The sequence below is a fragment of the Oryzibacillus soli genome (assembly GCF_051594765.1).
Taxonomy (GTDB): domain Bacteria; phylum Bacillota; class Bacilli; order Paenibacillales; family NBRC-103111; genus Paenibacillus_AR.
Genome location: NZ_JBPPGJ010000022.1, coordinates 66224 through 91033 on the forward strand (window position 1 = coordinate 66224; position 24810 = coordinate 91033).

At 59.5% G+C, this 24810-nt stretch carries 26 protein-coding genes, 1 rRNA gene and 1 riboswitch; of the genes, 19 read left to right on the plus strand and 8 right to left on the minus strand.

The genetic code is table 11. From position 1 onward, the window contains the following. The first annotated feature begins 15 nt into the window (after nt 1-15). From ACSEXW_RS24115 to ACSEXW_RS24135, 5 genes are all read left to right on the plus strand, one after another. Nucleotides 16-1473 (plus strand): aryl-sulfate sulfotransferase, encoded by a 1458-nt coding sequence (locus tag ACSEXW_RS24115; RefSeq protein WP_438448744.1) that lies wholly within the window; start codon nt 16-18, stop codon nt 1471-1473. A 32-nt stretch (nt 1474-1505) separates the two neighbouring features. Continuing rightward, nucleotides 1506-2576 (plus strand): ABC transporter substrate-binding protein, encoded by a 1071-nt coding sequence (locus ACSEXW_RS24120; protein WP_438448745.1) that lies wholly within the window; start codon nt 1506-1508, stop codon nt 2574-2576. Nucleotides 2577-2589: 13 nt separating this feature from the next. Then, nucleotides 2590-3381: an ABC transporter ATP-binding protein gene (locus tag ACSEXW_RS24125; protein WP_438448746.1), complete on the plus strand. Its 792-nt coding sequence runs from the start codon at nt 2590-2592 to the stop codon at nt 3379-3381. A gap of 17 nt (nt 3382-3398) precedes the next feature. Continuing rightward, a complete protein-coding gene (locus ACSEXW_RS24130) occupies nt 3399-4178 on the plus strand; it encodes an ABC transporter permease (protein ID WP_438448747.1) in 780 nt (259 codons plus the stop codon). A 92-nt stretch (nt 4179-4270) separates the two neighbouring features. Further along, nucleotides 4271-4552 carry a hypothetical protein gene (locus ACSEXW_RS24135; protein ID WP_438448748.1) on the plus strand — a complete coding sequence of 94 codons (282 nt, stop codon included), beginning with the start codon at nt 4271-4273 and terminating at the stop codon, nt 4550-4552. A 113-nt stretch (nt 4553-4665) separates the two neighbouring features. Here ACSEXW_RS24135 and ACSEXW_RS24140 read toward each other — a convergent pair whose 3' ends face one another. The 3 genes from ACSEXW_RS24140 to glpX all read right to left on the minus strand — a co-directional run bounded on the left by ACSEXW_RS24140 (nt 4666) and on the right by glpX (nt 7673). Then, entirely contained in the window at nt 4666-5880 is a 1215-nt protein-coding gene (locus tag ACSEXW_RS24140) for a glycosyltransferase family 2 protein (RefSeq protein ID WP_438448749.1), read from the minus strand. Between the two features lie 224 nt (nt 5881-6104). Beyond that, nucleotides 6105-6530: a GNAT family N-acetyltransferase gene (locus ACSEXW_RS24145; protein WP_438448750.1), complete on the minus strand. Its 426-nt coding sequence runs from the start codon at nt 6528-6530 to the stop codon at nt 6105-6107. A 132-nt stretch (nt 6531-6662) separates the two neighbouring features. Further along, the gene (gene glpX / locus ACSEXW_RS24150; protein WP_438448751.1) at nt 6663-7673 is read right to left on the minus strand and encodes a class II fructose-bisphosphatase; all 1011 of its coding nucleotides are present in this window, start codon (nt 7671-7673) and stop codon (nt 6663-6665) included. A gap of 143 nt (nt 7674-7816) precedes the next feature. Here glpX and ACSEXW_RS24155 point away from each other — a divergent pair, with 143 nt between their 5' ends. Both ACSEXW_RS24155 and ACSEXW_RS24160 read left to right on the plus strand, forming a co-directional pair. Beyond that, nucleotides 7817-8467, plus strand: a complete 651-nt coding sequence (locus ACSEXW_RS24155; RefSeq protein WP_438448771.1) for a helix-turn-helix transcriptional regulator — start codon at nt 7817-7819, stop codon at nt 8465-8467. Between the two features lie 5 nt (nt 8468-8472). Continuing rightward, nucleotides 8473-9291 (plus strand): pyruvate, water dikinase regulatory protein, encoded by an 819-nt coding sequence (locus ACSEXW_RS24160; RefSeq protein ID WP_438448752.1) that lies wholly within the window; start codon nt 8473-8475, stop codon nt 9289-9291. Nucleotides 9292-9295: 4 nt separating this feature from the next. Here ACSEXW_RS24160 and ACSEXW_RS24165 read toward each other — a convergent pair whose 3' ends face one another. From ACSEXW_RS24165 to ACSEXW_RS24180, 4 genes are all read right to left on the minus strand, one after another. Beyond that, nucleotides 9296-10735 carry an MFS transporter gene (locus ACSEXW_RS24165; RefSeq protein ID WP_438448753.1) on the minus strand — a complete coding sequence of 480 codons (1440 nt, stop codon included), beginning with the start codon at nt 10733-10735 and terminating at the stop codon, nt 9296-9298. 77 nt (nt 10736-10812) lie between these two features. Then, entirely contained in the window at nt 10813-11343 is a 531-nt protein-coding gene (locus tag ACSEXW_RS24170) for a TetR/AcrR family transcriptional regulator (protein WP_438448754.1), read from the minus strand. 142 nt (nt 11344-11485) lie between these two features. Continuing rightward, nucleotides 11486-12241, minus strand: a complete 756-nt coding sequence (gene kduD, locus ACSEXW_RS24175; RefSeq protein WP_438448755.1) for a 2-dehydro-3-deoxy-D-gluconate 5-dehydrogenase KduD — start codon at nt 12239-12241, stop codon at nt 11486-11488. Nucleotides 12242-12303: 62 nt separating this feature from the next. After that, on the minus strand, nt 12304-13056 hold the full coding sequence (locus tag ACSEXW_RS24180) for a DeoR/GlpR family DNA-binding transcription regulator (protein WP_438448756.1): 753 nt from the start codon (nt 13054-13056) through the stop codon (nt 12304-12306). Nucleotides 13057-13324: 268 nt separating this feature from the next. Here ACSEXW_RS24180 and bcbE point away from each other — a divergent pair, with 268 nt between their 5' ends. Then, nucleotides 13325-14596, plus strand: a complete 1272-nt coding sequence (gene bcbE / locus ACSEXW_RS24185) for a bacillibactin exporter BcbE (RefSeq protein ID WP_438448757.1) — start codon at nt 13325-13327, stop codon at nt 14594-14596. A gap of 12 nt (nt 14597-14608) precedes the next feature. Here the strand turns inward: bcbE and ACSEXW_RS24190 are convergent, their stop codons facing one another. Further along, complete coding sequence (locus tag ACSEXW_RS24190) at nt 14609-15424, minus strand: alpha/beta hydrolase family protein (protein ID WP_438448758.1); 816 nt, start codon at nt 15422-15424, stop codon at nt 14609-14611. Nucleotides 15425-15893: 469 nt separating this feature from the next. Next, a riboswitch (guanidine-I (ykkC/yxkD leader) is annotated at nt 15894-16005 on the plus strand. Nucleotides 16006-16065: 60 nt separating this feature from the next. Between ACSEXW_RS24190 and ACSEXW_RS24195 the strand changes: the two genes are divergently transcribed. From ACSEXW_RS24195 to ACSEXW_RS24245, 11 genes are all read left to right on the plus strand, one after another. Further along, nucleotides 16066-17091 (plus strand): ABC transporter substrate-binding protein, encoded by a 1026-nt coding sequence (locus ACSEXW_RS24195; RefSeq protein ID WP_438448759.1) that lies wholly within the window; start codon nt 16066-16068, stop codon nt 17089-17091. A 29-nt stretch (nt 17092-17120) separates the two neighbouring features. Continuing rightward, nucleotides 17121-17924, plus strand: coding sequence for an ABC transporter permease (locus ACSEXW_RS24200; RefSeq protein ID WP_438448760.1), 804 nt, complete (start codon nt 17121-17123; stop codon nt 17922-17924). A gap of 2 nt (nt 17925-17926) precedes the next feature. Further along, complete coding sequence (locus tag ACSEXW_RS24205; protein WP_438448761.1) at nt 17927-18736, plus strand: ABC transporter ATP-binding protein; 810 nt, start codon at nt 17927-17929, stop codon at nt 18734-18736. A gap of 124 nt (nt 18737-18860) precedes the next feature. Then, a complete protein-coding gene (locus ACSEXW_RS24210; RefSeq protein WP_438448762.1) occupies nt 18861-19511 on the plus strand; it encodes an energy-coupling factor ABC transporter permease in 651 nt (216 codons plus the stop codon). Then, complete coding sequence (locus ACSEXW_RS24215) at nt 19508-19819, plus strand: PDGLE domain-containing protein (protein ID WP_438448763.1); 312 nt, start codon at nt 19508-19510, stop codon at nt 19817-19819. The genes ACSEXW_RS24210 and ACSEXW_RS24215 overlap by 4 nt, the downstream gene beginning before the upstream one ends. Before the next feature lie 29 nt (nt 19820-19848). Then, on the plus strand, nt 19849-21402 hold the full coding sequence (locus tag ACSEXW_RS24220) for an ATP-binding cassette domain-containing protein (RefSeq protein WP_438448764.1): 1554 nt from the start codon (nt 19849-19851) through the stop codon (nt 21400-21402). Between the two features lie 3 nt (nt 21403-21405). Beyond that, entirely contained in the window at nt 21406-22359 is a 954-nt protein-coding gene (gene corA, locus ACSEXW_RS24225; protein WP_438448765.1) for a magnesium/cobalt transporter CorA, read from the plus strand. A gap of 82 nt (nt 22360-22441) precedes the next feature. Continuing rightward, nucleotides 22442-22879: a DUF2243 domain-containing protein gene (locus ACSEXW_RS24230; RefSeq protein ID WP_438448766.1), complete on the plus strand. Its 438-nt coding sequence runs from the start codon at nt 22442-22444 to the stop codon at nt 22877-22879. Nucleotides 22880-23062: 183 nt separating this feature from the next. Beyond that, on the plus strand, nt 23063-23527 hold the full coding sequence (locus ACSEXW_RS24235) for a hypothetical protein (protein ID WP_438448767.1): 465 nt from the start codon (nt 23063-23065) through the stop codon (nt 23525-23527). Nucleotides 23528-24005: 478 nt separating this feature from the next. Beyond that, the gene (locus tag ACSEXW_RS24240; RefSeq protein ID WP_438448768.1) at nt 24006-24272 is read left to right on the plus strand and encodes a hypothetical protein; all 267 of its coding nucleotides are present in this window, start codon (nt 24006-24008) and stop codon (nt 24270-24272) included. A gap of 439 nt (nt 24273-24711) precedes the next feature. After that, nucleotides 24712-24810, plus strand: a 16S ribosomal RNA gene (locus ACSEXW_RS24245); the annotation flags it as partial.

A 24810-nucleotide genomic window follows, 5' to 3' on the forward strand; every position in this document is an offset into this window, starting at 1 on the left:
GGGAGCGGTTGAAGCATGGGACATCCGACGATTTATCCGACAGGGGCAACAGTCTATAGGCCGGAGAAGGCCTGGAGCGGCTATACGATTTTTCAGGCGGCGGAGCTGGGGGCGCTCTTGATCGATATGAACGGAAGGGAGGTTCGTCTGTGGAAGGGGCTGCGGGGGTTTCCCAACAAGCTGCTGCCGGGCGGTTATGTGCTGGGCAGCACGGCGGAGCGGGATCCCCGATACGGGTTCCAGGATGAGGTGGACTTGGTCCAAGTGGATTGGGAGGGCAATATCGTCTGGAAATTCGACCGGTATGAGCGGATCGAGGATCCCGGCATCGAGCCCCGTTGGATGGCTCGTGCACACCACGATTACCAGCGCGAAGGCAACCCTGTCGGCTATTACGTGCCGGGGCAGGAACCGCAGGTCAACAGAGGCAGGACGCTCCTCCTGGTGCACAAGAATGTCCGCAACCCCGAGATCTCCGACAAGCTCCTGCTGGACGACGTCTTCATCGAGGTGGATTGGGAGGGCAACGTGGTGTGGGAGTGGGTTCTAAGCGACCATTTCCACGAGCTGGGCTTCGACGAGAGCGCCAAAAACGTGCTGTTCCGCGACCCGAACACCCGGTTCTTCGGCAACAAGGCCGGCGATTGGATGCACATCAACTCCGCTTCCTATGTAGGACCCAACAAGTTCTATGATCAGGGCGACGAGCGATTCCATCCGGACAACATCATCTGGGATGCCCGGGAGACCAACATCATCGCCATTACGGACCGACGCACCGGCGAGATCGTCTGGAGGCTGGGCCCGGACTATTCCGCTCCCGAAGTGAAGCATCTCGGCTGGATCATCGGCCAGCACCATGCCCACATCATTCCGAGGGGGCTGCCGGGCGAAGGCAACCTGCTGGTGTTCGACAACGGCGGCTGGGCCGGATACGGCCAGCCTAATCCCTCTTCTCCCATCGGGGTGAAGAACGCGCTCCGGGATCATTCGCGGATTCTCGAGATCAACCCGGTTACGCTGGAGATCGAATGGCAGTATACGCCGACGGAGGCCGGCTTCCTTGCTCCGCTGGACTCCTACCGGTTCTACAGCCCGTACATCAGCTCGGCCCAGCGGCTGCCGAACGGCAACACGCTGATTACGGAGGGGGCGGACGGCCGTATTTTCGAGGTGACGCGAGAGCATGAGCTGGTATGGGAGTACATCTCGCCTTACAAGAACAAGCGCAACACCAATATGGTGTACCGGTCCTACCGTGTTCCCTACGAATGGGTGCCCCAGCTGGAGAAGCCGGCGGAGGAAGCCATCCTGCCGCTGGAGGTTGCAGACTTCCGGGTGCCCGGTGCGGCGCCGAGGGGGGCTCTATCCGTAGTGGAGATCGACGGAACGGCAGCTTTGGGCGAAGGAGCCTTCTGCGTGGCGGATATCGGCGAGCGGAAGCCGGAGCAAGAGGAATCGAGCGGGTCCTAATAGTAGCGGGACAAGAAACGGAGGAATGAACGATGGGACAATCGATCATGCATAGGTCCATACGAGGGACGGCAAGTCTGCTGGCGGCGCTGCTCGCAGGCGCCGGGATTCTGGCGGGCTGCGGGGCCCAAACCGGCGCCACCACCGCCGCCCAAGCAGCGGCTGCCGCCGGGCCGACGACGGAAGCGAAGAAAGCCGCACCGCTGAAGCTCAAGATCGCGGATATCAACACGAACCCCAACTTCCGGGTGGCTGCAAGCCAAGGCTTCTTCGCGAAGCACGGCATCGACGCGGAGATCGTCACCTTCGCAACCCCGGCGGAAGGAATTAATTCGCTCTTCATCAAGCAGACCGACGTGGCGTTTGGGGCGGATTTTCCCATCTTGAATGCCGTGAGCAAGGGGGAGTACTCCATCATCGCCTCGACTGGCATCTACGATGATCAGAGCGCCGCCCAGTGGAGGCTCCTCGTCGGTCCCGGCGTCAAGAAGGCGGAGGATCTGAAGGGCAAGAAGCTGAGCAACTTCCGGGGCACCTTCGTCTCCTATCTGTGGGATAAGTATCTGGCAGAGCACAACGTCTCGTTGAAGGACGTGAACGTCATCGGGCAAGGCGGATTCGACGAAGCTTATGTGGCGCTCAAAAAAGGCGAGGTGGATGCGGTATGGCTGGCCGGGTCCACGCTGCTCGACAAGTTCCTGGCTATTGAAGGCGTACACCAATTGACGGATATGTCGCAGACCCGGGTGCGGGTGGGCAGCAGCATCATCGTGCCGAACACCCTCTTGAAGGAACACCCGGCGGAGGCCGCAGAGCTCCTGAAGGCGGTGGAGGAGGCAGCCCAATACATTAAGAGCCATCCGGACGAAACAGCGGAGCTGCTCTATAAGGAAGTGAAGCAGCCGAAGGACGCGGTGCTGAAGGACCTTCCCTATACGGTCTGGACGGTGGGCTTCGCCAAAGAGGCGATTGACAGCTTCAACAAGCAGAAGGCCTACATGGTGGAGAACGGAATCATCAAGGAGGACTTCGATCTGAAGACCAAGATCAGCCTGGATGCGGTGAAGAAGGCATTGCCGGACCGGGTCACTTACCAACCATAAGGAGGGAGCCGCCATGGCCATGACTGCACCGGCGAAGACCGCCGCTATCCATATCGAGCGATTGAAGAAGAGCTATGGAGATCCGGGAAGGGGAGAGGGGGGCGACCTTCGTTATATCATCAAGGACGTGGATCTGGTGGTGAAGGGGGGAGAGTTCTTCGTGCTCCTCGGCCCCAGCGGCTGCGGCAAATCCACGCTGCTCAACATCATCGCCGGCTTCGTCTCGAAATCGGGAGGTCAGCTTCGCGTCGGAGACTTGGAGGTGGAGCGGCCGGGGGCCGACCGGGCCGTCGTGTTCCAGCAGGCGGACTCATCGCTGTTCCCCTGGCTGACGGTACGCCAGAACGTGGAATTCGGGTTGAAGATGAAGAAGGTGCCGAAGCGGGAGCGTCAAGCGGTATCGGACCGGTTTATCAGGCTGGTCGGACTGTCGGGGCATGAGAACAAGCTCCCCAAGGAGCTGTCCGGCGGCATGAAGCAGCGGGTGCAGCTGGCTCGTGTGCTGGCCAACGATCCGGCCATTCTGCTGATGGATGAACCGTTCGGCGCTCTGGATGCCATGACGAGGCGGACCATGCAGAAGGAGCTGGTGAACATCTGGCGCACGACGGGGAAGACGGTCATCTTCGTGACTCATGACATCCAGGAGGCGATCCTGCTGGGACAGCGGGTAGGGATCATGGGCAAGGGACCCGATTCCCGGATCGAGCATATTTACGATATTTCCCTGCCCTATCCGAGGGACACGGGATCAGCGGTGTTCATCCGGCACGATCAGACGATTCAGGCGCATTTCGAAGAATAGCGGCGGGGGATGAGAAGATGAGATGGATTGAGCGAAAATGGGTCTCCATGCCCCTCCTATGGATCGCGGTGCTTGCCGTCTGGCAGGGGGCGGCCTGGGTCTACGGCCCGGACATCATACCCGGTCCCCGGGCTACGGCTGCGGGAGGCTGGGAGCTGCTGCAGGAGGGCTCCCTGCTCCGGTATATCGGAATCAGCTTCTACCGGGTGCTGAGCGGGTGGGTGCTGGGCAGCCTGCTGGCTATTCCCATCGGGCTGGTCATCGGGAAGGTGAGGGTGGTGCGGATATTTGCGGAGCCGTTCTTGAACTTCATCCGGTTCATTCCTCCGATCGCTTTCATTACCCTGTTCCTGGTCTGGTTCGGCATCGGAGAGGAGTCGAAGATCGCGCTGATCCTCTATGCCACCCTGTTCATCGTCGTGCTGAATACGCTGACGGGCGTCCTTGCTGTAGAGGAGGACAAAATCCGGGCCGCCCGCAGCATGGGCGCCTCGGAATGGCAGATTCTCGTCCATGTGGTCATTCCGGCGACGACGCCTTATATCTATACCGGCGTCCGCCTGGCCATGGGAACCTCTTATATGGCCATCATCGGCGCGGAGATGATCGCCTCCAACGAAGGCGTCGGCTACCTGATCTGGAATTCCCGGCTGTTCTTCCGGACGGATTGGATCTTCGTGGGTCTGGTCAGTCTGGGTCTGATGGGCTTCGTGACGGACCGTCTCCTGGGCGTGCTGGGCCGGAAGGCACTCTACCGGTACGGGGTGGTCAACAGCTCGGTGCCGGGAAGGAGATAAAGGGGTACCACCTGCCAAAAATTGGGTGTCACGATGGCCAAGCAGCGTCTCATACACTTTAGGGTAATCTCTAGACGAGGAGACGGTGCAAAATGGCGGTTTGCGGCACATGGAAATACCGGAACGTCACTCCGAACGTATTCAACGCGCTCCAGCAATTGGGCAGACAGCACGGCGCCTCGATTCCGAATGCTCCATCGGGCAGGTTCTCCATCAAGGCGGCGGGGTTGACGGTGGGCTTCTCCTACAGCTGGGACGTCCGGGCGGGTATTCTGGCTCTGAGCGTCGAGTCCAAGCCGGTGCTGGTCGGGTGTCAGATGATCAAGGGCGTGGCGGACAATATTATGAAAGACAGCGGGGCGAAGCCTTTTTAAGCGCAGCACGCTCCCCCAAAGACGGCCGGACGAAACGGGGCATCGCCATGCCCTGGCTTCGTCCGGCCGTATGTTTGGAGCAAGGAGAGAGTCCTCCCGATGGTCCGGAACCGCTAACCGTTCCTGCGCAGCTCCTCCAAGGAGTAGAAGGTGCCTCTCCAGTAGACGCCGCCGCGGAATCCCGCCAGGAGGGCGGACCGGAGGATCACGTAGACCAGGAGGGCGGCGGTCAGCGGATGGAGCAGCGCTTCCAGCAGCATGAGCCGCCGGTCCGTGCCGGACAAGCCTGCGCCGGAGATTAGATAGAGGGCGGCTTGCAGCCCATAGGCGGTGAGCAGGAGTCCGGCCGCGGCCGGGTGGGGAGCGGCCGTCGGGTGCAGGAGCAGCGCCGCTGCGACAGGCAGAGGCAGCACGAACACGGTAAGCTGCCCTGCTGCAGCGCCCAACGCCATGCTGTAGGAGTACCGGAAGCCGGAGAACAGGTTCTTCTCCAGCCCGCGGAAGGCTTGTCTCAGGTTGGGGTACCATTCCACCTCCAACAGATGGCCGCCGGATAGGAAGCGCTGCCTCCTGCCGGACGCCTTCACCAGGCGTCCGAGGCGCAGATCGTCATCGGGACGGTAGGCCAAGGCCAGGTGGGTGCCGATGGCTTCATAGGCGGCGCGGGTGATCAGGTTGAAGGCGCCGACTCCGATGCTCCGGTTCCGTCGCCGGTCGTCGTTGGCGAACCAGGGCTCGGTGAAGAGGCACAAGGAATAGAGGAAGAAGCGGACGAAGGCTCCCAGCAGGAAAGCGGGGGTCAGCATATGCGGCGAGGCGGTCACATGGTCGGCCTGGGCTTCCTGCATGGCGGTGACGGCGGAAGCCAGAGTCTCCGGCCGGAACCGGATGTCCGCATCGGTGAACAGCAGCACTTCACCCCGTGCCAGCTGGTACCCGCGGTATAGGGCATGATTCTTGCCGAGCCAGCCATCAGGCAGCTCCTTCAGGTGCAGGGGCCGGATGGGGACCCTCCGTACGGCGGCGGACTCCCGGATAAAGGCGTCGATGGCGTCCCCTGTACCGTCTGTAGAGCGGTCATTGACTGCGATGATCTCATACCGGGGGTAAGCTAGCGCGGAGACGGAACGAAGCGTACTGCCGATGGAGGCTTCCTCGTTCCGGGCCGCGATGATGACGGAGACCAACGGCACCTCCTCCGGGTCAGCCGGCAGTGACGGCGGGGGGAAGCTTGCGATATAGGGCTTCTGCAGCAGATGGCGCCACCAGACGAAGAGGGTATAGCCGGCCGCGGTTAGGGCGAGGAGGAACAGGGCGATGCTGGCCAAGATGATGGGCACCTCCGGTTGGACGGTTTTGTTAGAGCTTATTGTACCACAAGCCGGGAATGAGGCCGAAGGAGTGGGGAGGCCGCTTCCGGTGCCAGGCGGAGAGCCGACGAGTAAGCTTTCAGGAGGGCACAAAAAAATCGGGGGACGAATCCCCCGACCTGCCTTACCTGCCACGGTGCTTATCCTTGGCTTTGCGGACCTTCAGATCTCTCTTGCGGATTTCACCGGGTTCCGTTCCGGAGATCGCCCTCCAGGATCGAGTAGCGGATGCCCTCCCGCTCGAAGACTTCTCCGTTCTCGGACATGCCGAACCTCTGGTAGAAGCCGACCTTGCTGCTCCGGGCATTGCACTTGATGGTGCGGGCTCCCAGCCGGCGGGCTTCCTCCAGCGTGTGCTTCAGAAGCGCCGTGCCGTATCCGCGGCCCTGGAACTCAGGCAAGGTGGCGAACTTGCGGAATTGGGCTTGCTCTCCCTCCACGAACAAGGAGATGACCGTTACCAGCTCGCTGCCGATGTACCCGCCGTAATGAAGACCTGCCGTGTCGTCCGGCAGCTTCACGAACTCCAGCGGCTTGCCGGGCCACATGACCTCCAGTCGCAGCCTCCATACTTCCTCCAAGGGGACCTCCCGAATCTCCAGGGACATGTTCATCTCCATCCTTATCCATATGAAATAACGTAGCTCCATTATACAGCAAAAAAAGCCCGCCCGGCTCCGGAGGCTTCCGGTAAGGGCGGGCAGGCAACTCAGCTTCGTCCGGTCATAGGCCGGTCGTTCTTATACGGCGGCGTCGGCGCTTTCGGCCCCGTCAAACAGTCCCTCCAGCGTCTGCAGGAAGGGCTTGCCGGGCAGGTAGTGATTCGCCTGAACGATGCGGATGGTGCCGGTCTTGGCGCGCATGACGATGGAGGAGGTCTCGGCCCGGTTGCCCGGCAGGATGCGGACGCCCTTCATGAACTCGCCCGGCGTGATGCCGGTGGCGGCGAAGATGACGTCTCCGGTGCCCACCAGCTCCTCCATGGATAGCACCCGATGCGGATCCCGGATGCCCATGCGGACGCAGCGGTCATACTCCATCAGGTCCGCCGGCATGAGGCGGCCCTGGAAGTCGCCGCCGAGGCAGCGAAGGGCGGCGGCCGCCAGCACCCCTTCGGGAGCGCCGCCGGAGCCGACGTACAGGTCAATGCCCGATTCCAGGAAGGCGGGAGCCATAGCCCCTGCCACATCACCGCCGGGCAGGAGCTTGATACGGACGCCAAGGTCGCGCAGAATGCCGGTCTGGCGGGCATGGCGGTCGCGCTCCAGGATGGACACGGTCAGATCGGAGACGGGTCGGTTCAGGATCTGGGAAGCCTTGCGGATGGTGACATCCAGCGGGTCCTCCAGGGTCACCATCCCCTTCAGTGCTGGTCCCACGGCCAGCTTCTCCATATACATGTCCGGCGCGTGGAGGAAGTTCCCCTTGGGGGCAACGGCCATAACGGCGATGGCTCCGGACAGCCCTTTGGCCGCCAGCTCCGTGCCCTCCAAAGGATCCACGGCCACATCCACCTCGGGACCTTGGCCGTTGCCGACCTTCTCGCCGATGTAGAGCATGGGGGCTTCATCCATCTCACCCTCGCCGATCACGACCGTTCCTTGGATGGACACCGAGTTGAACATGTGCCTCATGGCGGCGGTGGCGGCTCCGTCCGCCTCCGTCTTGCTGCCCCGTCCCATCCATTTGGCGGAGGCCAATGCCGCCAGCTCCGTCACGCGAACCATTTCCAATGCCAATTCTCTCTCCATACCGTATGGCTCCTTTCCCATCTTTCCTCTATTTAGTATGTACTATATCTTAATTATGACATACTAAATAAATTTTGCAAGGGGTGTATTGCGTAAGAATTCGGGTTGTGTTATGACTAAATGGATCGAATCCTAGAGGGGTGATCCGAATCGAACTGACATCGAGACAGCAGGAGATTGTGGCGCTGGTGCGCAAGCTTGCCCCGATCACCGGGGAGCAGATCGCTGAGCAGCTGGGACTGTCCCGGCCTACCATCCGTTCGGACTTGTCCGTGCTGGTTATGCTGGGCAAGCTGGACGCGAAACCCAAGGTTGGCTATTTCCCCGGCAAGGATGAGGAACCCGAGGGAGAGCTCAGGCGGATGCTGGCGGCCTGGAAGGTCAGAGATATCCAGGAGAGGCCTGTTATCATAAGAGAAACGGCAACGGTACAGGATGCGGTCGTGACCATGTTCCTAGAGAATGTAGGGAGTCTCATCGTGACGGACTCCGACAGCATGCTTCTCGGGATGGTCTCCCGGAAGGATCTGCTAAAGGTGACGCTGGGCAATGCCAACGGAGGCTCCATGCCCATTAGCCTCGTCATGACCCGCAAGGCGAATCTGGTCATGGTGGGACCGGAGGATTCGGTGCTGGAGGCGGCCCGCAAGATGATCCGGCACGAGGTGGAGAGCCTGCCTGTAGTCCGGCCCGGAAGCAAGGGGGACGACCAAGAGGTCATCGGCCGGATCAGCAACACAAGCATGACCCGCGTTCTGGTGGAGTGGGCGGAACGGATTGGCAGAGGAGGATAAAGAGAATGGGGAACAAGCAGCAGTGGCTGTATATTTGCTCGGATTCAGTGGGAGAAACGGCGGAGGCGGTGGCCCAGGCCACCCTACGCCAGTTCCAGGTGGGCGAGACGAGGATCAAGCGGTGGAGCAACATCCGGCATGAGGACGAGATCCGGCGGTTAATGGAAGAAGCCGCCCGTGTGGGCGGCTTCGTGGCGTTTACCTTGGTTCAGCCGGAGCTCCGCGAAATGATCAAGGCTGAGTCCATCCGGTTGGAGGTCCGGGTGGTGGACATTCTCGGGCCAATGATGCAGGCCTTCGTCGAGACCTTCGGCGATGCGCCGAAGTGGAAGCCGGGGCTGCTTCACGAGCTGGACGAGGAGTACTTCCGCCGGGTGGACGCCATGGAATTCGCCGTGAAGTATGACGACGGCAAGGATGCCAAGGGCCTCTTGATGGCCGAGGTCATTCTGGTGGGCGTCTCCCGCACCTCCAAGACGCCGCTCAGCATCTATCTGGCCCATAAGGGCATCAAAGCCGCGAATCTTCCTATCATGCCGGAGGTCAAGCCCCCGGAGGAGCTGTTCAAGATCAATCCTTCCCGGATCTTCGGCTTGACCATGAATGCCGAGCACATTCTGAACATCCGGACGGAGCGGCTGAAGGCCGTGGGTCTACCGGGCGGATCCCGCTACGCCAGTCCGGAGCGGGTGCGCGAGGAGCTGGAATACGGCAGCCGTCTCATGGCCCGTCTGGGCTGTAGCGTCATTGACGTGACCAATAAGGCCATTGAAGAGACGGCGGGTGTCATCCTGGAGACGCTGGGGAAGCTGTCGTCCCATTAGTCATTTAGTCGGCGGCGGCCGGGGAGACGGCAGCGCGGACGCCTTGCTCGCCATCGCCGGATGCGTTGCGGGCTCGGCTGCGGACGACGGCGATGACGGTTAAGAGGCCCAGCGCCAGCATGCCGCTGCACACGTACAGCGCCGGCACCAGATGGTCGGCGAACTGCTCCGGCGTAGCGGGTGCCCCGCCATGCTGGAACACCAGGCCGCCGATGGCGATGCCGAACACCCCGCCCAGCTCCCGCAGCATGTTATGGATGCCGCTGGCTTCACCCGAGTCTTTCTCGGGAACGGAGGACAGGACGCCATGGGACAGCGGGGTGAAGCTTAGGCCCATGCCGGCCCCAGCCGCCAACATCGCCGGAAGCAGATACACGAAGGGGAAGACGGCACCGTTCCATTGGATCAGGATGGCGAAGGTACTGAGGGCGGCAGCCTGGAGGAACAGGCCGGTGACAAGAATGGGCCTCGTGCCTAGACGGCCAACGAGAAGCCCGGCCAGCGGCGCGCACAGCATGGTCATGCCGGTCCAGGTCATCTCGCGGAGTCCTGCACCCAGCGCAGAGTAGCCCTGGGCCTGCTGCAGGAAGAGGGTCAGGAGGAAGATGGCGCCGAAGATGCCGGCGTTCATCCAGAAGCCGGCCGCGTTCAGGGCCACGTAGCTCCGGCTCTTGAAGAACAGCTCGAACTGAATGACGGGCTGCCGGCGTCTTCTCTCCCAGAAGTAGAAGGCGGCGAGCAGCGCCAAACCGGCGGCGATGGGACCGGCTACGGTCGGGTCACCCCAGCCTTCCCGGTTGCCCCGTTCCAGACCGAATACGATGCCGAATAGTCCGGACGCCAGAAGCAGCACCCCGAACAGATCCAGGCGCTTGCTCTCCCCCTTGGATTCCGGCAGCCAGAGGAGACCGAACAGGATAGCGAGTATGCCCACCGGCACATTCACCCAGAAGATCATCTGCCAGGGAGCGCCCTTCACAATGGCTCCCCCGACCAACGGGCCTACGGACAGGCCCAGCCCGGAGATGCCGGACCACAGGCCGATGGCGGCCGCCCGCAGCTGGGCGGGAAAAGCGGCGTTGACCAAGGTCAGGCTCAACGGGATGATGGCGGCTCCGCCGATGCCTTGGAGCGCGCGGGACAGGATCAGCTCCATGGCCGTGCTGCTCATGGCGGAGAATAGGGAGCCGGCGGTGAAGATCGCGACGCCGGTCAGGAACATCCGCTTGCGCCCGAAGCGTTCACCCAGCATGCTGAAGGGGATCAACAGGACGGAGAAGGCCAGCGTATAAGCGTTCATGAACCATTCCAGATCCGATACGCCGGCGTGGAACGATTCCTGAATGGAGGGAAGAGCCACTCCCAGGACCAGGTTATCCAGCATAGCCATGAACAAGGCGATGCAGGTGAAGGCAAGCAGACGGATACGGTTGGCTTTGGACATCGGAGTTCCTCCTTAGGGCTTGGTGCCCTTATTATTTTATTTATTGATAAATAAATACTTGGCCAATAAAGAAAGGCCTAGCATTTATCGGCCTCCCATGGACTTAACTTCGGCAGCTCCAGCACCTCGGACATGGTGATGATGAGCCCGCAGCCGAAAAACAAACTGGCGTAGTACGATGGCTGTGGGTGGTTGGCTTCGGTCAGGCGCTTCACCACCATATCGTAGACGAGAGCAAATTGGGCTCTGACTTGATCACGGATCACCGGCTCTGGAGTAGTATAGGATTGCATCACCAGAAGCATCTCGTCCCGGTGGGTGAGGAGCAAGTTGTTGAAGCCATGGCCCATAGCTTCGAAGAGCTTGTCGGGCGGAGCCTGTACGGTTGAGAATACGCTGCGGATTCGTGAGGAAGCCTGCTCCAGTACGGCCAGATACAACTCCTCCTTGGACTTGAAGAAGTGGAACACGTAAGGCTGGGTGACGCCTACCGATTTGGCAACATGGGCGGTCGTCGTTTTGTAGAACCCCTGGGTGGAGAATAGAGTGATGGCGGCATCGATGATCTGCTGCCTCCGGCTCATCTGGTTGTCGTCCTTGGGTGTCACGGCTGCATCTCCTGCTCATTGATTTATTGATTAATAAATTAACGTATCTAGAGCTCCAAGTCAAGGGAAATCTGGAAAATGAGAAACCCCCATCTGGCCCATAAAGGGCCGAACGGGGGTTAGAGCTTGCGTCAAGCTCGGATTAGCGGGCCATCCAGCCGCCGTCGACGTTCAGGACGTGGCCGTGCAGGTAGTCGGCTGCTTGGGAAGCCAGGAAGACAACAGGTCCGCCCAGGTCTTCCGGTTGGCCCCAACGGCCGGCCGGGATACGCGCGGTGATGGAGTCGGTGCGCTCAGAATCCGCACGGATCGGAGCGGTGTTGCGGGTTTCCATGTATCCCGGAGCGATGGCGTTGACGTTAACGCCCTTGGATGCCCACTCGTTCGCGAAGGCCTTGGTCAGACCGGCTACGGCATGCTTGGAGGCGGTGTAGCCCGGAACCAGGATGCCGCCTTGGTAAGACAGCATGGAAGCGACGCTGATGACTTTGCCGGATCCGCGTTCGATCATGTGGCGGCCAACCAGCTGGGTCAGGAAGAACACAGTGTTCATGTTCAGGTTGATAACATCATGCCAGTCCTGGGAGGCATGCTCGGCGATCGGTGCGCGGCGGATGATGCCTGCGTTGTTGACGAGGATGTCAATGTGGCCGAATGCGGCGATCGCTTGCTCGACGACGGAAGGAAGCTGCTCTTCCTTGCTCAGGTCGGCGGTAATGACATGGCAGCGGCGGCCCATAGCCTCAGCGGCGTTCTTCATGGTCGGGTCGTTGTCGGTGTAGGTTACGAGAACCAGGTCGGCTCCGGCTTCTGCCAGCGCGGTAGCCATTCCTGCGCCCAGACCCACGGTACCTCCTGTTACCAATGCCACTTTGCCTGTAAGATCGAACATGCTCATGTACGGACATCTCCTTTAATATAGGGGTATTGTTGTGTTGCATTTCAAGCAAATGTATGGAATCAGCGGATGAGCTGTATCCCTCGTTGGGAATAGGCTTGTACGGCTTCGGCGGGAATGCCGGGATCCGTAATGATGGCGGCGACCTCCTCCAGCTTGGCGAAGGTGAGCAGGGCGCACTGATTGAACTTCGTGTGGTCGGCCACACAATAGCTCTCGGCGGCGGCCTGCATGATGGCCCGCTTCTGGCTGACCAGCGCCTGGGTGAAGACCGTCAGCCCGTACTCGGGGTTAATGCCTGTTGTCGAGATGAACGCCTTCTGAATGTTCATGCTCCCGATAATGGATGAGAAGTTCTCATTGATCAGCTGATTCCGGTTCCGGTAGCCTCCCGGTACAACCAACCGGACCTGATCCTTGCGGACCAGCTCTCCGATGATGAACAGATCGTTGGTGATGACGGTTACCGGCATGTTCTCCATAAGCCGCGCCATAGCAAGGGTCGTGCTGCCGCCGTCCAATGCGATGACCTCGCCGGCCTTCACCAGCTCCAGAGCCCGCTTGGCGGCTACGGCCTTGGCGTCCTCGTTCTTGCTGTTGGGCAGCGCATTCGGGAACAGTCCGGCGAAGCCTTCATTAGCAAGAGTGGCTCCTCCGTGGTACCGCTTCAGGAGTCCCTGCTGCTCCAGCTTCTCCAGATCCTCGCGGATCGTCTTGCCGGATACGTTGAGCGCCTCGCTTAAGCGGGCTACCGTCGCTTCCTTATCGGTAATCAGAATCTCTAAAATTTGTTCATGACGCTTGATGGCGGACATAGGCTCCCTCCGGAGTGGGATGCGGCTCGCATCGGGTATGGAACTACTATAACACACTTCCATATGAACGTAAATAAACCTTAATGAACGAATTTGAAAAAACTTTATTCCTATGTCCCCGTAATAGTCTTACCCAGGAACAGGTGGCAACATCCGGCATGGTTATAAACGGGATGCTTGAAGCCAAACTACGGGAAAGCGGGACCCGACCGGATCACCGGAGGCATATTCCCCCAAGATCAATCAGCCAAAGGTGGTCCTTCCAACTATGGAGAAGAAAAAGTGGGATCTGATTTCCGTTGCCTCCATTCCTCTGATCATGACCCTCGGCAATTCCATGCTCATCCCCGTTCTGCCGATGCTGGCCCGGGAGCTGGGCATTACCACCTTCCAGGTCAGCCTCATCATCACGGTCTACGCCGTGGTGGCCATCGTGCTGATTCCCCTCGCAGGCTTCCTGTCCGACCGGTACGGGCGCAAGCGCGTCATCATCCCGTCCCTGATCCTCGCAGGGCTGGGCGGAGCCTTGTCCGCCTCGGCCTATTGGCTGAACCCGTCGTGGGCATACGCCATCATTCTGGCGGGTCGGTTCCTGCAGGGGATCGGAGCCGCAGGAGCTTTTCCCATTGTACTGCCCCTAGTGGGCGATATGTTCCGTAATGAGAGCGACGTCAGCAAGGGCTTGGGCGTTGTGGAAACCTCCAACACGTTCGGCAAAGTGCTGAGCCCTGTCCTGGGCTCGGCGCTGGCGCTGATTGCCTGGTATGCGCCGTTTGCTTCCATACCTGTTTTTTGTACGGTGTCGCTGCTTCTTGTAGCCTTTCTGGTGAAGGCCCCCCAGAGCGGGGAAGAGGAAGAGAAGCCGCGGCTCTCCTCCTTTCTTCATTCCATCGGCTCCGTTCTGAAGCAGAAGGGGCGGTGGCTTTCGGCCATTTTCATGGTGGGTGGCATCTCGATGTTCATCATCTTCGGCGTGCTCTTCTATTTGTCCAATGTGCTGGAGGAGGTGTACGCCATCGACGGCATCCGGAAGGGCGGGGTTCTGGCTATCCCGCTGGGTGCGCTCTGCACGGCTTCCTTCATCACGGGCAAGACCATAGGGGAGAACAAGAAGCGGATGAAATGGGTGAGCACCTTCGGGATGCTTCTCCTGACGGGGGGCGTCTTCGCCATCGGTTTGTATGAAGGGATCTGGCTCCTGGTGGGGCTTCTGGTTCTGGCGGGGATCGGAATCGGAGTGGCGCTGCCGTGCTTGGATGCGATGATTACGGAGGGGATCGGCAAAAAACAAAGAGGGACCGTCACGTCCCTCTACAGCAGCATGCGTTTTATCGGAGTGTCCTTGGGCCCGCCGGCGGTTTCATTGCTGACGGCTTACGGCCACCGGATCGTCTTCTTCACCTTGTCTGGTGTGTGCGCGGCGGGATTCCTGGTCACGCTGCTGTTGATCCGGCCGAAGCAGGGGCAGGGAGCCTCCGGCGGCGGGGACGAGGGGGGAGAACGTCCGGCTCCGATACCCTGGCGAATTCCTGCCCGCTAACGAGGGGGGCCTTTAGATGATCCAATGATTCCATTCGGCGCTGCGTGGATCGACCCGACGGAGCCAAGCGGAGGTGGCGTCGAAGAGCTGCTCGCGGACGCCGGTGCCAGTGAAGGAATGATCGGCCTGCAGCAGAATCTCCTTGTCACTGGAGCCGTCGTTCCGGAGCCAGAAGGCCTTCTGGTACAGGAAGGCCGATTCGGAGGGGATGACCTCGTCGGCGGAGCCGTGGATCACCAGTACGTCCCCGCGGATGCTGCGGGCCTCCTGCAGCGGATGGGCGTCGGAGAGAGAACGGATGAAGCGCTCGGTCAAGGCGTACCCGAGGTACTCCGTCTCTCCGTGGGTCAACGCCTGCCGCTGGGCCCGGGGTCCGATGATCCGGGTGATGTCTGCCAGCGGATGGGCGACCGGAGCCCACAGGACCAGCCGCTTCACCCGCTTGTCGGCTGCAGCGGTGAGCACCGCGGCTGCGCCTCCCAAGCTGTGGCCCAGCAGCGTGACACGCGACAGATCCACCCCCTCCAGCCGGAGGGCGTAATCCAGGACACTGCGGGTCTCCTCCACCAGCCGGTCCATGCCTCCTGTGCCGTAGTCCCCGGTGCTTTCGCCGCAGCCGCCGTAGTCGAAGCGGACCACCAGGAAGCCGTCGGCGGAGAGACTCCGGGCCGCTTGAACGAACAGCCGGTCCACGCCGATCCGGTTGCCCGTGAAGCCGTGGCAGATGACGATGAGGGGATACGTATCCTCCCGCTTCTCAGAAGGTGGATAATGAAGGGTCAGGGCCAGTCTGGCATACTCGGTTTCAAGGAATCGCTGATGTTCCATAGGGAACGCACCTCCATATATAACTATAATTCCGATTGGTTTAGTGTGTATTAGTTGTGAAGATCTTACCATGGTTTCTTCCGTCCGTCAACCGGCATGCGTATAGTAAAAACCCCCGGATATCCGCAGCTGCGGTATTCCGGGGGATGAAGGCCACCCGTTGACGGGGGCTTTAGGAGGCGTAAGTTTTTCTGCGAAGCTTTCGGAGCAAGGCCCGGGCGCGGAGGGCAAGGGTTGTATCCCCCATGGGGCGACCTGTGCCGGAAGTAATCGGGCCCTCATGATTTTTCTTATAATCGTTCAAGAAATAATGAATGGACATCATACTGCTGCCTCCTTCGACTGGTCTTTGTGTAATATAATATAACATAGAATCGTCATTTGGTACATGTGTTAGATAAATATAATAATTTATGTTATGTATATTGACACGAATGAGAAGCCATGTCATAATAGCCTTAATCGCATACGAAGTGTCCTCTAGGGTTCCGCAATGTTCGGTTTTTCCGGCATTGGCTGGTCCGAGAGAGGACGCATAAGCATCTCGCTTATGTACACGGAGGGACAAAAACCCGGGAGGATATCGATCAGGATATCTCTTCCGGGTTTTTTATTTTTGGACAATCGGAGGGGAATGGAAAATGAGAAAAACCGCTGTATGGATGTTATGTCTCTTACTCAGTATCACGACGGTATTGGCCGGGTGCGGCAAGTCGGAGACGGCCTCGGGGAACTCGTCCTCCAAGGGCAAGGATACGCCTATCAAGCTGGCGCTGTCCCCATGGCCGGGCTGGTTCGTCTGGTATCTCGTGAAGGAGAAGGGCTTCTTCGAGAAGAACGGCGTTAATGTGGAGCTGGTCTGGTTCCCAGTCTACAGCGATTCGCTGTCGGCCCTTGCCACCGGCAAGGTGGACGCCAACAGCCAGACGCTCTCCGATACGCTGGCACCCGCCAGCAAGGGGATTAAGCTGAAGGCGGTTCTCGTGAACGACAACTCCGCAGGCGGCGACGGCATTGTCGCGAAGCCAAGCATTGGAAGTGTCAAGGAGTTGAAGGGCAAGAAAGTGGCGACGGAGCTTGGGACGGTGGACCATCTGCTGATGCTGACCGGGCTCGACAAGAACGGGTTGAAGGAGAAGGATGTCAACTATGTCAACATGACGGTCAACGATGCGGGGCCTGCCTTCATCGCCGGCAACCTGGACGCCGCCGTGCTCTGGGAGCCGTTCCTGTCCAAGGCGATCCAGGAGGGCAAGGGGAAGCTGCTCTTCTCCTCCAAGGATACGCCGGGACTTATTCCGGACCTGCTGGTATTCCGGGAAGAGGTGACGTCGAACCGTCCGGATGACGTGAAGAAAATCCTGAACGCCTGGTTCGACGCTTTGGCTTATTGGAAGGAGAACCCGGAGGAATCGCTCAAGATCATGGCCAAAGCAGCCGAAACGCCGGTCGATGAATACAAGGCGGGCGTGGACAGCGTGAAGATCTTCCAACTGGAGGATAATCTGAACGCCTTCAAGAAGGGCGAGGATTTCACATCCCTGCTCTACACGGGGCAGAAGACGGCGGAATTCCTGAAGGGGCTCGACATGCTCACTTCGCTGCCGAAGCTGGAGGATGTCGTTGACGGGCACTTCATAGAAGAGCTGGCCAAGGAGCGCAAGTAACCGAACCACAAACAAGGGAGGCGGCGCCGGTGAAGAAGAGACGGGTCCGGTTGTTCCAAATACGGGGAGAGCTAAGCAAGAAGGGATATTATGCAGGAGTGGCCGGAATCTTCATCCTCTTCCTGGCGCTGTGGACCGGCATGAGCTACGGCGGCCTGGTGGAGCGGACCTTCCTTCCTACGCCGTTGCAAGTGGCGGAGCAGTTCGGACGCCAGATAACGAGCCATGACTTCTGGGTGCATATCGGAATGAGTGTGTACCGGGTTACGATGGGCTTCGTCCTCGCATGTATCATCGGCATTCCGCTGGGCGTCCTGGCCGGCACCTTCAAGATCGCCGAGGCGGTGGTGGTGCCGCCGACGGAGTTCATCCGGTATATGCCGGCGACGGCTTTCGTGCCGCTCATCATGGTGTGGGCGGGCATCGGAGAATCGGCCAAGATCGCGGTGATCTTCGTCGGCTGCTTCTTCCAGCTGGTGCTGATGGTGGCCGACAACACCCGAAGCGTGAGCAACGAGCTTCTGCAGGTCTCCTACACGTTGGGCGCCAAGCGGCGCCAGGTCATCGACCGGGTGCTGCTTCCGGCCCTGCTGCCGGATCTGATGAACACCCTGCGGCTGGTCATCGGGTGGGCTTGGACCTATCTGGTGGTGGCGGAGCTGGTCGCCGCCAATAACGGATTGGGCTTCGCGATCATGAAGGCCCAGCGTTTTCTGAATACGGATGTGATCTTCGTGGGGATTATCGTCATCGGACTCCTGGGTCTCCTGACGGACCGGGCGTTCGCCATGCTCCACAAGCGGTTATTCCATTGGGTGGAGGGGGCCAGATAACCATGCTCAGCATCGTCAGATCCCAAGAGCCGGACGCGGGGCAAGCGCCGGTGAAGATTGAAGGCAGCGGCATCGTCAAGTACTACGAGGGCAAAAAGCGTTCCACGCTCGCGCTCGACAACATTTCCTTCGACGTGCGGGACAATGAGTTCGTCAGCTTCGTCGGTCCGTCGGGCTGCGGCAAATCCACCTTGCTCCGTATCATCGCGGGTCTGGAGGAGATGAGCTCGGGGACGCTGAAGATCGGAGGCAAGGACATCGAGGGGCCCGGCGCGGACCGGGGGATGGTGTTCCAATCCTACACGCTGTTCCCCTGGCTGACGGTCCGCCAGAACATCGAGTTCGGATTGACGCTCCAAGGAATCCCTCTGTTCGAGAAAAGACGGATCTCCGAACGCTTCATGGAGCTCGTCAAGCTGAACAAGTTCGCCAATTCCTATCCGAAGGAGCTATCCGGCGGCATGAAGCAGCGGGTGGCCATTGCCCGGGCGCTGGCGAACAATCCCAAGGTGCTCTTGATGGATGAGCCCTTCGGCGCCCTGGACCCGCAGACCAAGCACTCCATGCAGGAGCTTCTGCTCGACATCTGGGAGAAGGAGAAGACCACGGTGGTCTTCATCACCCACGATATCGAGGAGGCCATCTTCCTGTCCCAGCGGGTCTACATCATGCAGGCCCATCCGGGACGCATCAAGCAGACGGTGGCCATTCCGTGCAGCCTGCGAAGCCAGGCTCACGCCAAGGACTCGGACGCTTTCCTGAAGCTGAAGAAGCAGGTGGTCTCCCTTATCGGGGACCATGCAGACGAATAGAAGAAGCCCGAAGCCGTTTCCGATCGTTGGAGACGGCTTTCGTGTTGGCTCATGATGCCATTCATGGTAAAATCAAAAACGATGACAGACACGCCGGGCCAATACCGGACAGGAGGTGTGGAGCTTGCATATACCGGACGGGTTCCTGGATCCCAAGACATGGATTACGCTGAGCGTGGTCTCAGCTGCAGGCATCGGAACAGCCCTTCGCAAGATCCGCAGGGATGAGGATTATACGGCCAAGGTGCCGATGATCGGCATGGTATCGGCCTTTATTTTTGCTTCCCAGATGATTAATTTCCCGGTTGCCGGGGGGACCTCCGGCCATCTCGGAGGGGCCGCGCTGGCGTCCATTCTCTTCGGCCCCTGGGTGGGCATGCTGGTGATGGCGACGGTGGTCACGATACAAGCTCTCATCTTCCAGGATGGGGGAATCACGGCGCTGGGCGCCAATATATTCAATATGGGCCTGATCGCGTCCTTAACGGGGTACGGTGTCTATCGCTTGTTCGGCATCTCACGGCACAAGCTGGTCCGCACGGTCGGAAGCTTCGCCGCCGCCTGGCTGGCCGTCGAAGCTTCTGCTGCCGCCGCTGCGCTGGAGCTGGCTGTATCGGGCACGGTGGGTCTCTCCGTCGCCCTGAAGGCGATGCTGGGATGGCATGCTTTGATCGGCTTGGGCGAGGGGATCATCACGGTCGGCGTCGTGACCTACTTCAGGGAACGCAGGAGCAGTACGCTGCTGGTTCCTTCCGGGAAGGAGGCGCAAGGATGAAGAGCCATCAGAAATTGCTCTGGACCGGTCTCTTGGCTGCGGTACTGATCGCCGGCTTCCTCTCCCCTTATGCTTCCTCCAAGCCCGACGGCCTGGAGCGGGTGGCGGAGGACCATGGCTTCCTCTCGGAGGAGCGGGAAGCCGCCTGGACGACTCCCCTGTCTGGTTATGAGTGGAAGGGGGCCGGCGGCTCGCCTTCCCTGGCAGTAGGAGCGGCGGGCTTAGCCGGTGTTGCGCTGACCTTCGGGGCGGCTATACTCTTGTTCCGCACCTTGGGCAAGAAGAGCCGCGGCACGAAGGATATCTAATCATAGAGAAGCAAAGGAGCGGACGTCCCATGCTGCAACACGGAAGACTGGACGATTCACGGGGCGCCGCCAGACGCAAGATCATCCGCCACGACGGGTGGCGGGTCGGCTCCATGCTGGTCTTGATCGCGGTTTTTTCCTCGCTTCGCGGTTATGTGGACGTGGCGCTCTGCGGGGCGCCCGTCCTCTTTGTCGTTATAGGGTCCGGAATGGGCTTCGGGTATGTGCTGCTTCGTCTGCTGCTGGCCGTACCGTTCGCTCTCGCGGCGGTGGTGATGCTGCCGCTGGCCTCCGGCTCCGGCACGTGGGGCTTGGCCGGGCTGCTTCTGCTGAAGCTGGTCCTGGCCAATCTGGCCATCACGTATATTCTGGGGACCACACCGGTGCCGCAGCTGCTCCGGACGCTTCGCCGTCTGCGGCTGCCCGGCCCCTTCACGGATATGATCGGCTTTACCCTGCGCTATATCACCGTATTGTCGGAGGAGGCGGTCACGATGCTGACCGCCCAGCAGGCACGGGGGCTTCGGGCACGGAGCTGGACCGATGTCCGCTCTTACCGGCGCATGGGGCGGCTCCTGGGCGTACTGCTGGAGCGGACGCTGGAGCGAAGCGAGCGGATCCACCAGTCCATGCTGGCCCGCGGCTTCCACCCGGATGCGCCGCCCGTGCCGGAAGCCGCTCTGGCCCCGGAAGCCGCCGCAAGCTATATCAAGAAGGGAGGGAGCGGGATGGAGGCCATCCTCGTCGAGCATCTGTCGCACCGGTATCCGGATGCGACACCCGCACTTCATGACGTAAGCTTCGCCATACCCGCCGGCTCCAAGACTGCCATGCTGGGGCCTAACGGCGCCGGCAAGTCTACGCTGGTGCAGCATCTGAACGGCTTGTTCCTGCCGCAGGCCGGCAGCGTCCGCATTATGGGCGAAGCTGTCGGCAAGAAGAGCGTCCGGCAGATCCGCACGAAGGTGGGCGTCGTGTTCCAGAATCCGGACGACCAGGTTTTCGCGTCTACCGTGTGGGAGGACGTCATCTTCGGCCCCGCCAATATGGGGCTTCCCGCCTCCGAGATCGCAGAGCGCAGCGCCCGGGCACTGGATGCCGTGGGCATGCTGGAGCACAAGGACCGGGCGCCGTATCATCTCAGCTACGGGCAGAAGAAGCGGGTCGCGGTGGCGGGGGTATTGGCTATGCAGCCGGATATCATCGTATTAGACGAGCCCATGGCCTACCTGGACCCCAGAGGCAAGGACGATCTGGCCGCTCTCCTGGAGCTTCTCCACCGCATGGGCAAAACCGTGCTCGTCACCACCCACGACGTAGACTTCGCTGCGGAATGGGCCGACCAGGTGCTCCTCCTGAAGGAGGGGCGGCTGTTGGCCGCCGGCGGACCGGAGCTGCTGGCCGACCCCCGGTGGGTGGAGGAAGCCCACCTCCATATGCCGAAGGTGGCGAGGCCCTTCCTGCTGGCACGGGGGATTCCGCCTGGGCGGCTTCCTCTGAATGAACGGGAAGCGGCAAGGTATATTGAAGAGCTGTACGGACTCCGGAGCGGCTCCGGAGAATCTTCGTCAAGGGGCGGTTGACGCATGCTTCGTATCATGGGGGAAACGCTGAACGGAAAGATCGTGGAGGATGTGCCGCTTGAATCCGTCCACGGCGACGGATTCAAGTGGTGCTGGGCCGACTTCAGCCAGCCCGAAGAGAAGGATGGAGACCTGCTGCAGCATGTGTTCGGCTTCCACCCGCTGGCGGTGGAGGACTGCTTTCATCTGCTTCAGCGGCCCAAGCTGGACCATTATGAGGACAGCCATTTTTTCGTGCTGCACGGCATGGATCCGGCGACCCGAGAGGTACGGGAGATCGATATGTTCCTGGCGGGGCACGTGATGGTGACGGTCCATCTGGAGCCGTCCCAGGAGGTGGAGGATGCCTGGCGGAAGCTCGTATCCATGAGGAAGGTTCCACACGCAGGTCATATCTATGCCGCTTATCTCTTGATGGATAAGATGGTGGACCGGTATTTCCCCGGTGTCGAGGACATGGAGGATCAGGTGCTGGCAGCGGAGGATACCATCGGAATGAAGCGGTCGGTCGACAAGACGATGGATGAGATCTTCGAGATCCGCTCCGAGCTATTGAAGCTGCGGCGGACCGTAACGCCCATGAGGGATCTGCTGTACCGGATCCTGAACACGGAGAAAATCGAAGGCCTGAAGCAGCATCACGCCTACTTCTCCGACATTCACGACCATCTCTTGAAGCTGACGGAGATGATCGATTCGCTCCGTGAGATGACGGCGGACCTTCGCGACAGCTATACGGCGTTCACCTCCAACCGGATGAACACGATCATGAAGACGCTGACGGTCATCACCACGATCTTCATGCCGCTGACCTTCATCGCGGGGATCTATGGGATGAACTTCGCCCACATGCCGGAGCTTGGGTGGAAGTGGGGCTATTATACGGTTCTAGGCGGCATGTTCCTGATCGGAGCCGCGATGTATCTGTGGTTCAAGCGCAAGGGCTGGTTCGATTAGTGGCACATCGCGGTATACGGGCTGAAAAAAGCGTCGATAATGGGATGAAACAACTTATCGATACCGATGGGAGTGACACCCGATGACGCTGACCCGGCATACCGGGATCGGAGCCTTTCTCTTGGGCATGGGAATCATCGCCATGCTGGACGGCATCCTGTTCCACCAGCTCCTGCAGTGGCACAGTACCGTGATGCAGACGGACCGGTTTCATCAGATCCAGAGCGACGGCTATCTCCATCTGCTGGCGACGATGCTTCTTTTTGCAGGAGCGTGGGTGCTGTGGAGGTCGGACTATAGGCGAGGAAGCGAGGCTATGTTCTGGGGCGGGCTCTTGATGGGAGCCGGCTTCTTCAATCTGGCGGAGGGGCTCCTGAACCATCATATCTTGGGGCTTCATCATGTCCGGCCTGGCTGGAACGAGCCGGTATGGGACGTGGCCTACGATTTGACAGCCGTTGGATTGATTTTTGTGGGATGGAGCGTACTCGCAGCAAGAAGGAAGGATCGTGCTTATTAGTTGAGCTCTTAATATTTTGACCTTTGTTCCGATAAGGGGCGAAGGTCTTCTTTGTTTTCCGACAGATTGACATAAACAAAGACAAGGGGGGACAGAGGAGAAGCGACACACATTTCAAGTCCGTTCCGGTACAATGGCGCTGTAAAGGGACATGACTACATAATACGGGAGGCAACCTTACGGATGGACATGAAGGAACAAGGTTTGTATGCGGAGATTGCGGCGCGGGTATCGATGCTGGTGTATGCCGGCGGCAAGAGCGAAGCCGTTCTGAGGGCAAGGACTCAACTGTCAGATGAGAGCATCCGGTTGTTGAAGGTGAAGATGATCGACAGGGATGGGAAGCCTTGCTGGTTCCGTGTGGAAGCCGTTCATGCCATCGATTGGGAGGACGCGCTATGGTCCGGCTACAGCGGGAAGTATATGGTGGCGGGGGAGATCCGTCTGACGATCAACTCCAGTGAAGAGCGGGAGTCGGGAATCGCTTCACTTCGGCAAACGGCTTATGAGCTGCCGCGGTCGATTCTGAACGATCTTACCCATTGGTCCGTCCCGTCGGCGGGTGGCCCGGTATTTTTGTGCGTGCAATCCTATGAGTTGAAGTGGAGATCCCAGGTGGAGATTCCGGCTTGGTCCATGGTTGGCTAGGGCTCGAATAGCAGAACAAAGGGGATCCGCTTATCCGCTGATAACCGGCATCCCCTGTCTTTCAACCACTCTATTCAATTGTACATGGCTCCTTCGATTTCTTGGCCTCTCCAGCTCTAGTCCCCGCCGGCAAGTACAAGGGATATGATCGTATTTCCCTGTATCAATATCCGGCTTCGCCTTGCTCTAACCCAACGGAATCACCTCTTCCACCATATTGTCCAGCTAGGTAATCGGTTTCATCTGGACAAGTTCATCATACCATCACCGTTTATAAGTTTCAATATTCAGAAAATTTAAATAAAGGGGGATAATCAAGAATTATCTTCGAAATTCGCATGAAATCGAGCGGATTCTCACTCGCACGGCATTCCGTTTCGGAGGGGTGATATTTTATCACCCTGACTTTTGAACGGACACTTCTTATAATAATAGATAAGGAATCGTGGGAAGGTATATACGTCGGAGGCGGTATCCAATGGTAATCGGGGATCGGATCGGGGCCAAGGAGCGGGCCTATTTCAAGGGAGCTTGCATGGAGGACTTGACTGCGTGTACCGCGTGGTTTCCTATGATTGAAGTAGAAGGCCGGATGATGTTCCTGCAGTCGAAGGATTCGCCGACGGGCAAGCTGGAAGCGGAGAGCCTGGGGGAAGCCTTGGATCTGGCGAAGAGACATCGGGACCGGTATCGCCGGCTCTTGATGAAGCGGCAGGCGAACAAGTCTACGGAGAACGCGAGGTAAGGGCTTGTAGGGCGTGAAGAGCGAGTTGTCGGGATGTATAGAGTTTGGGTTAGCCCGGGCGGCAGAAGGTGCTGCTTCGGGCTATTTCGTTTAGAATGGGCGTTTAAGCAAATGAGGAGTAGATGAATGCATAAGGTTCCCCTCCATTGGGGAAACCTGTTACTTGCATGACGGTAGGCATTTATGATAAATTGTTCTTCCGCCGGTCCGATCCGGTCGGGATTGGTCGGTAAAGAGATTATCATGTTCACCATTCGGTCAAAATTGGCAAAACATGATGTCTTGCAATCACACGATCAACATGGTATATTAGTCTTCCGGCCGCGAGAGCGACGGTGAGAGTAAGCAAGTAACTTCAAGTTAGCTCCTTGAAAACTGAACAACGAGTAGTAACAACAAACACAGCCAAGTGTAATGAATGAGCTATATCGAACGAACCTTTTTGGAGAGTTTGATCCTGGCTCAGGACGAACGCTGGCGGCGTGCCTAATACATGCAAGTCGAGCGGATCTGTTCCTTCGGGGACAGGTTAGCGGCG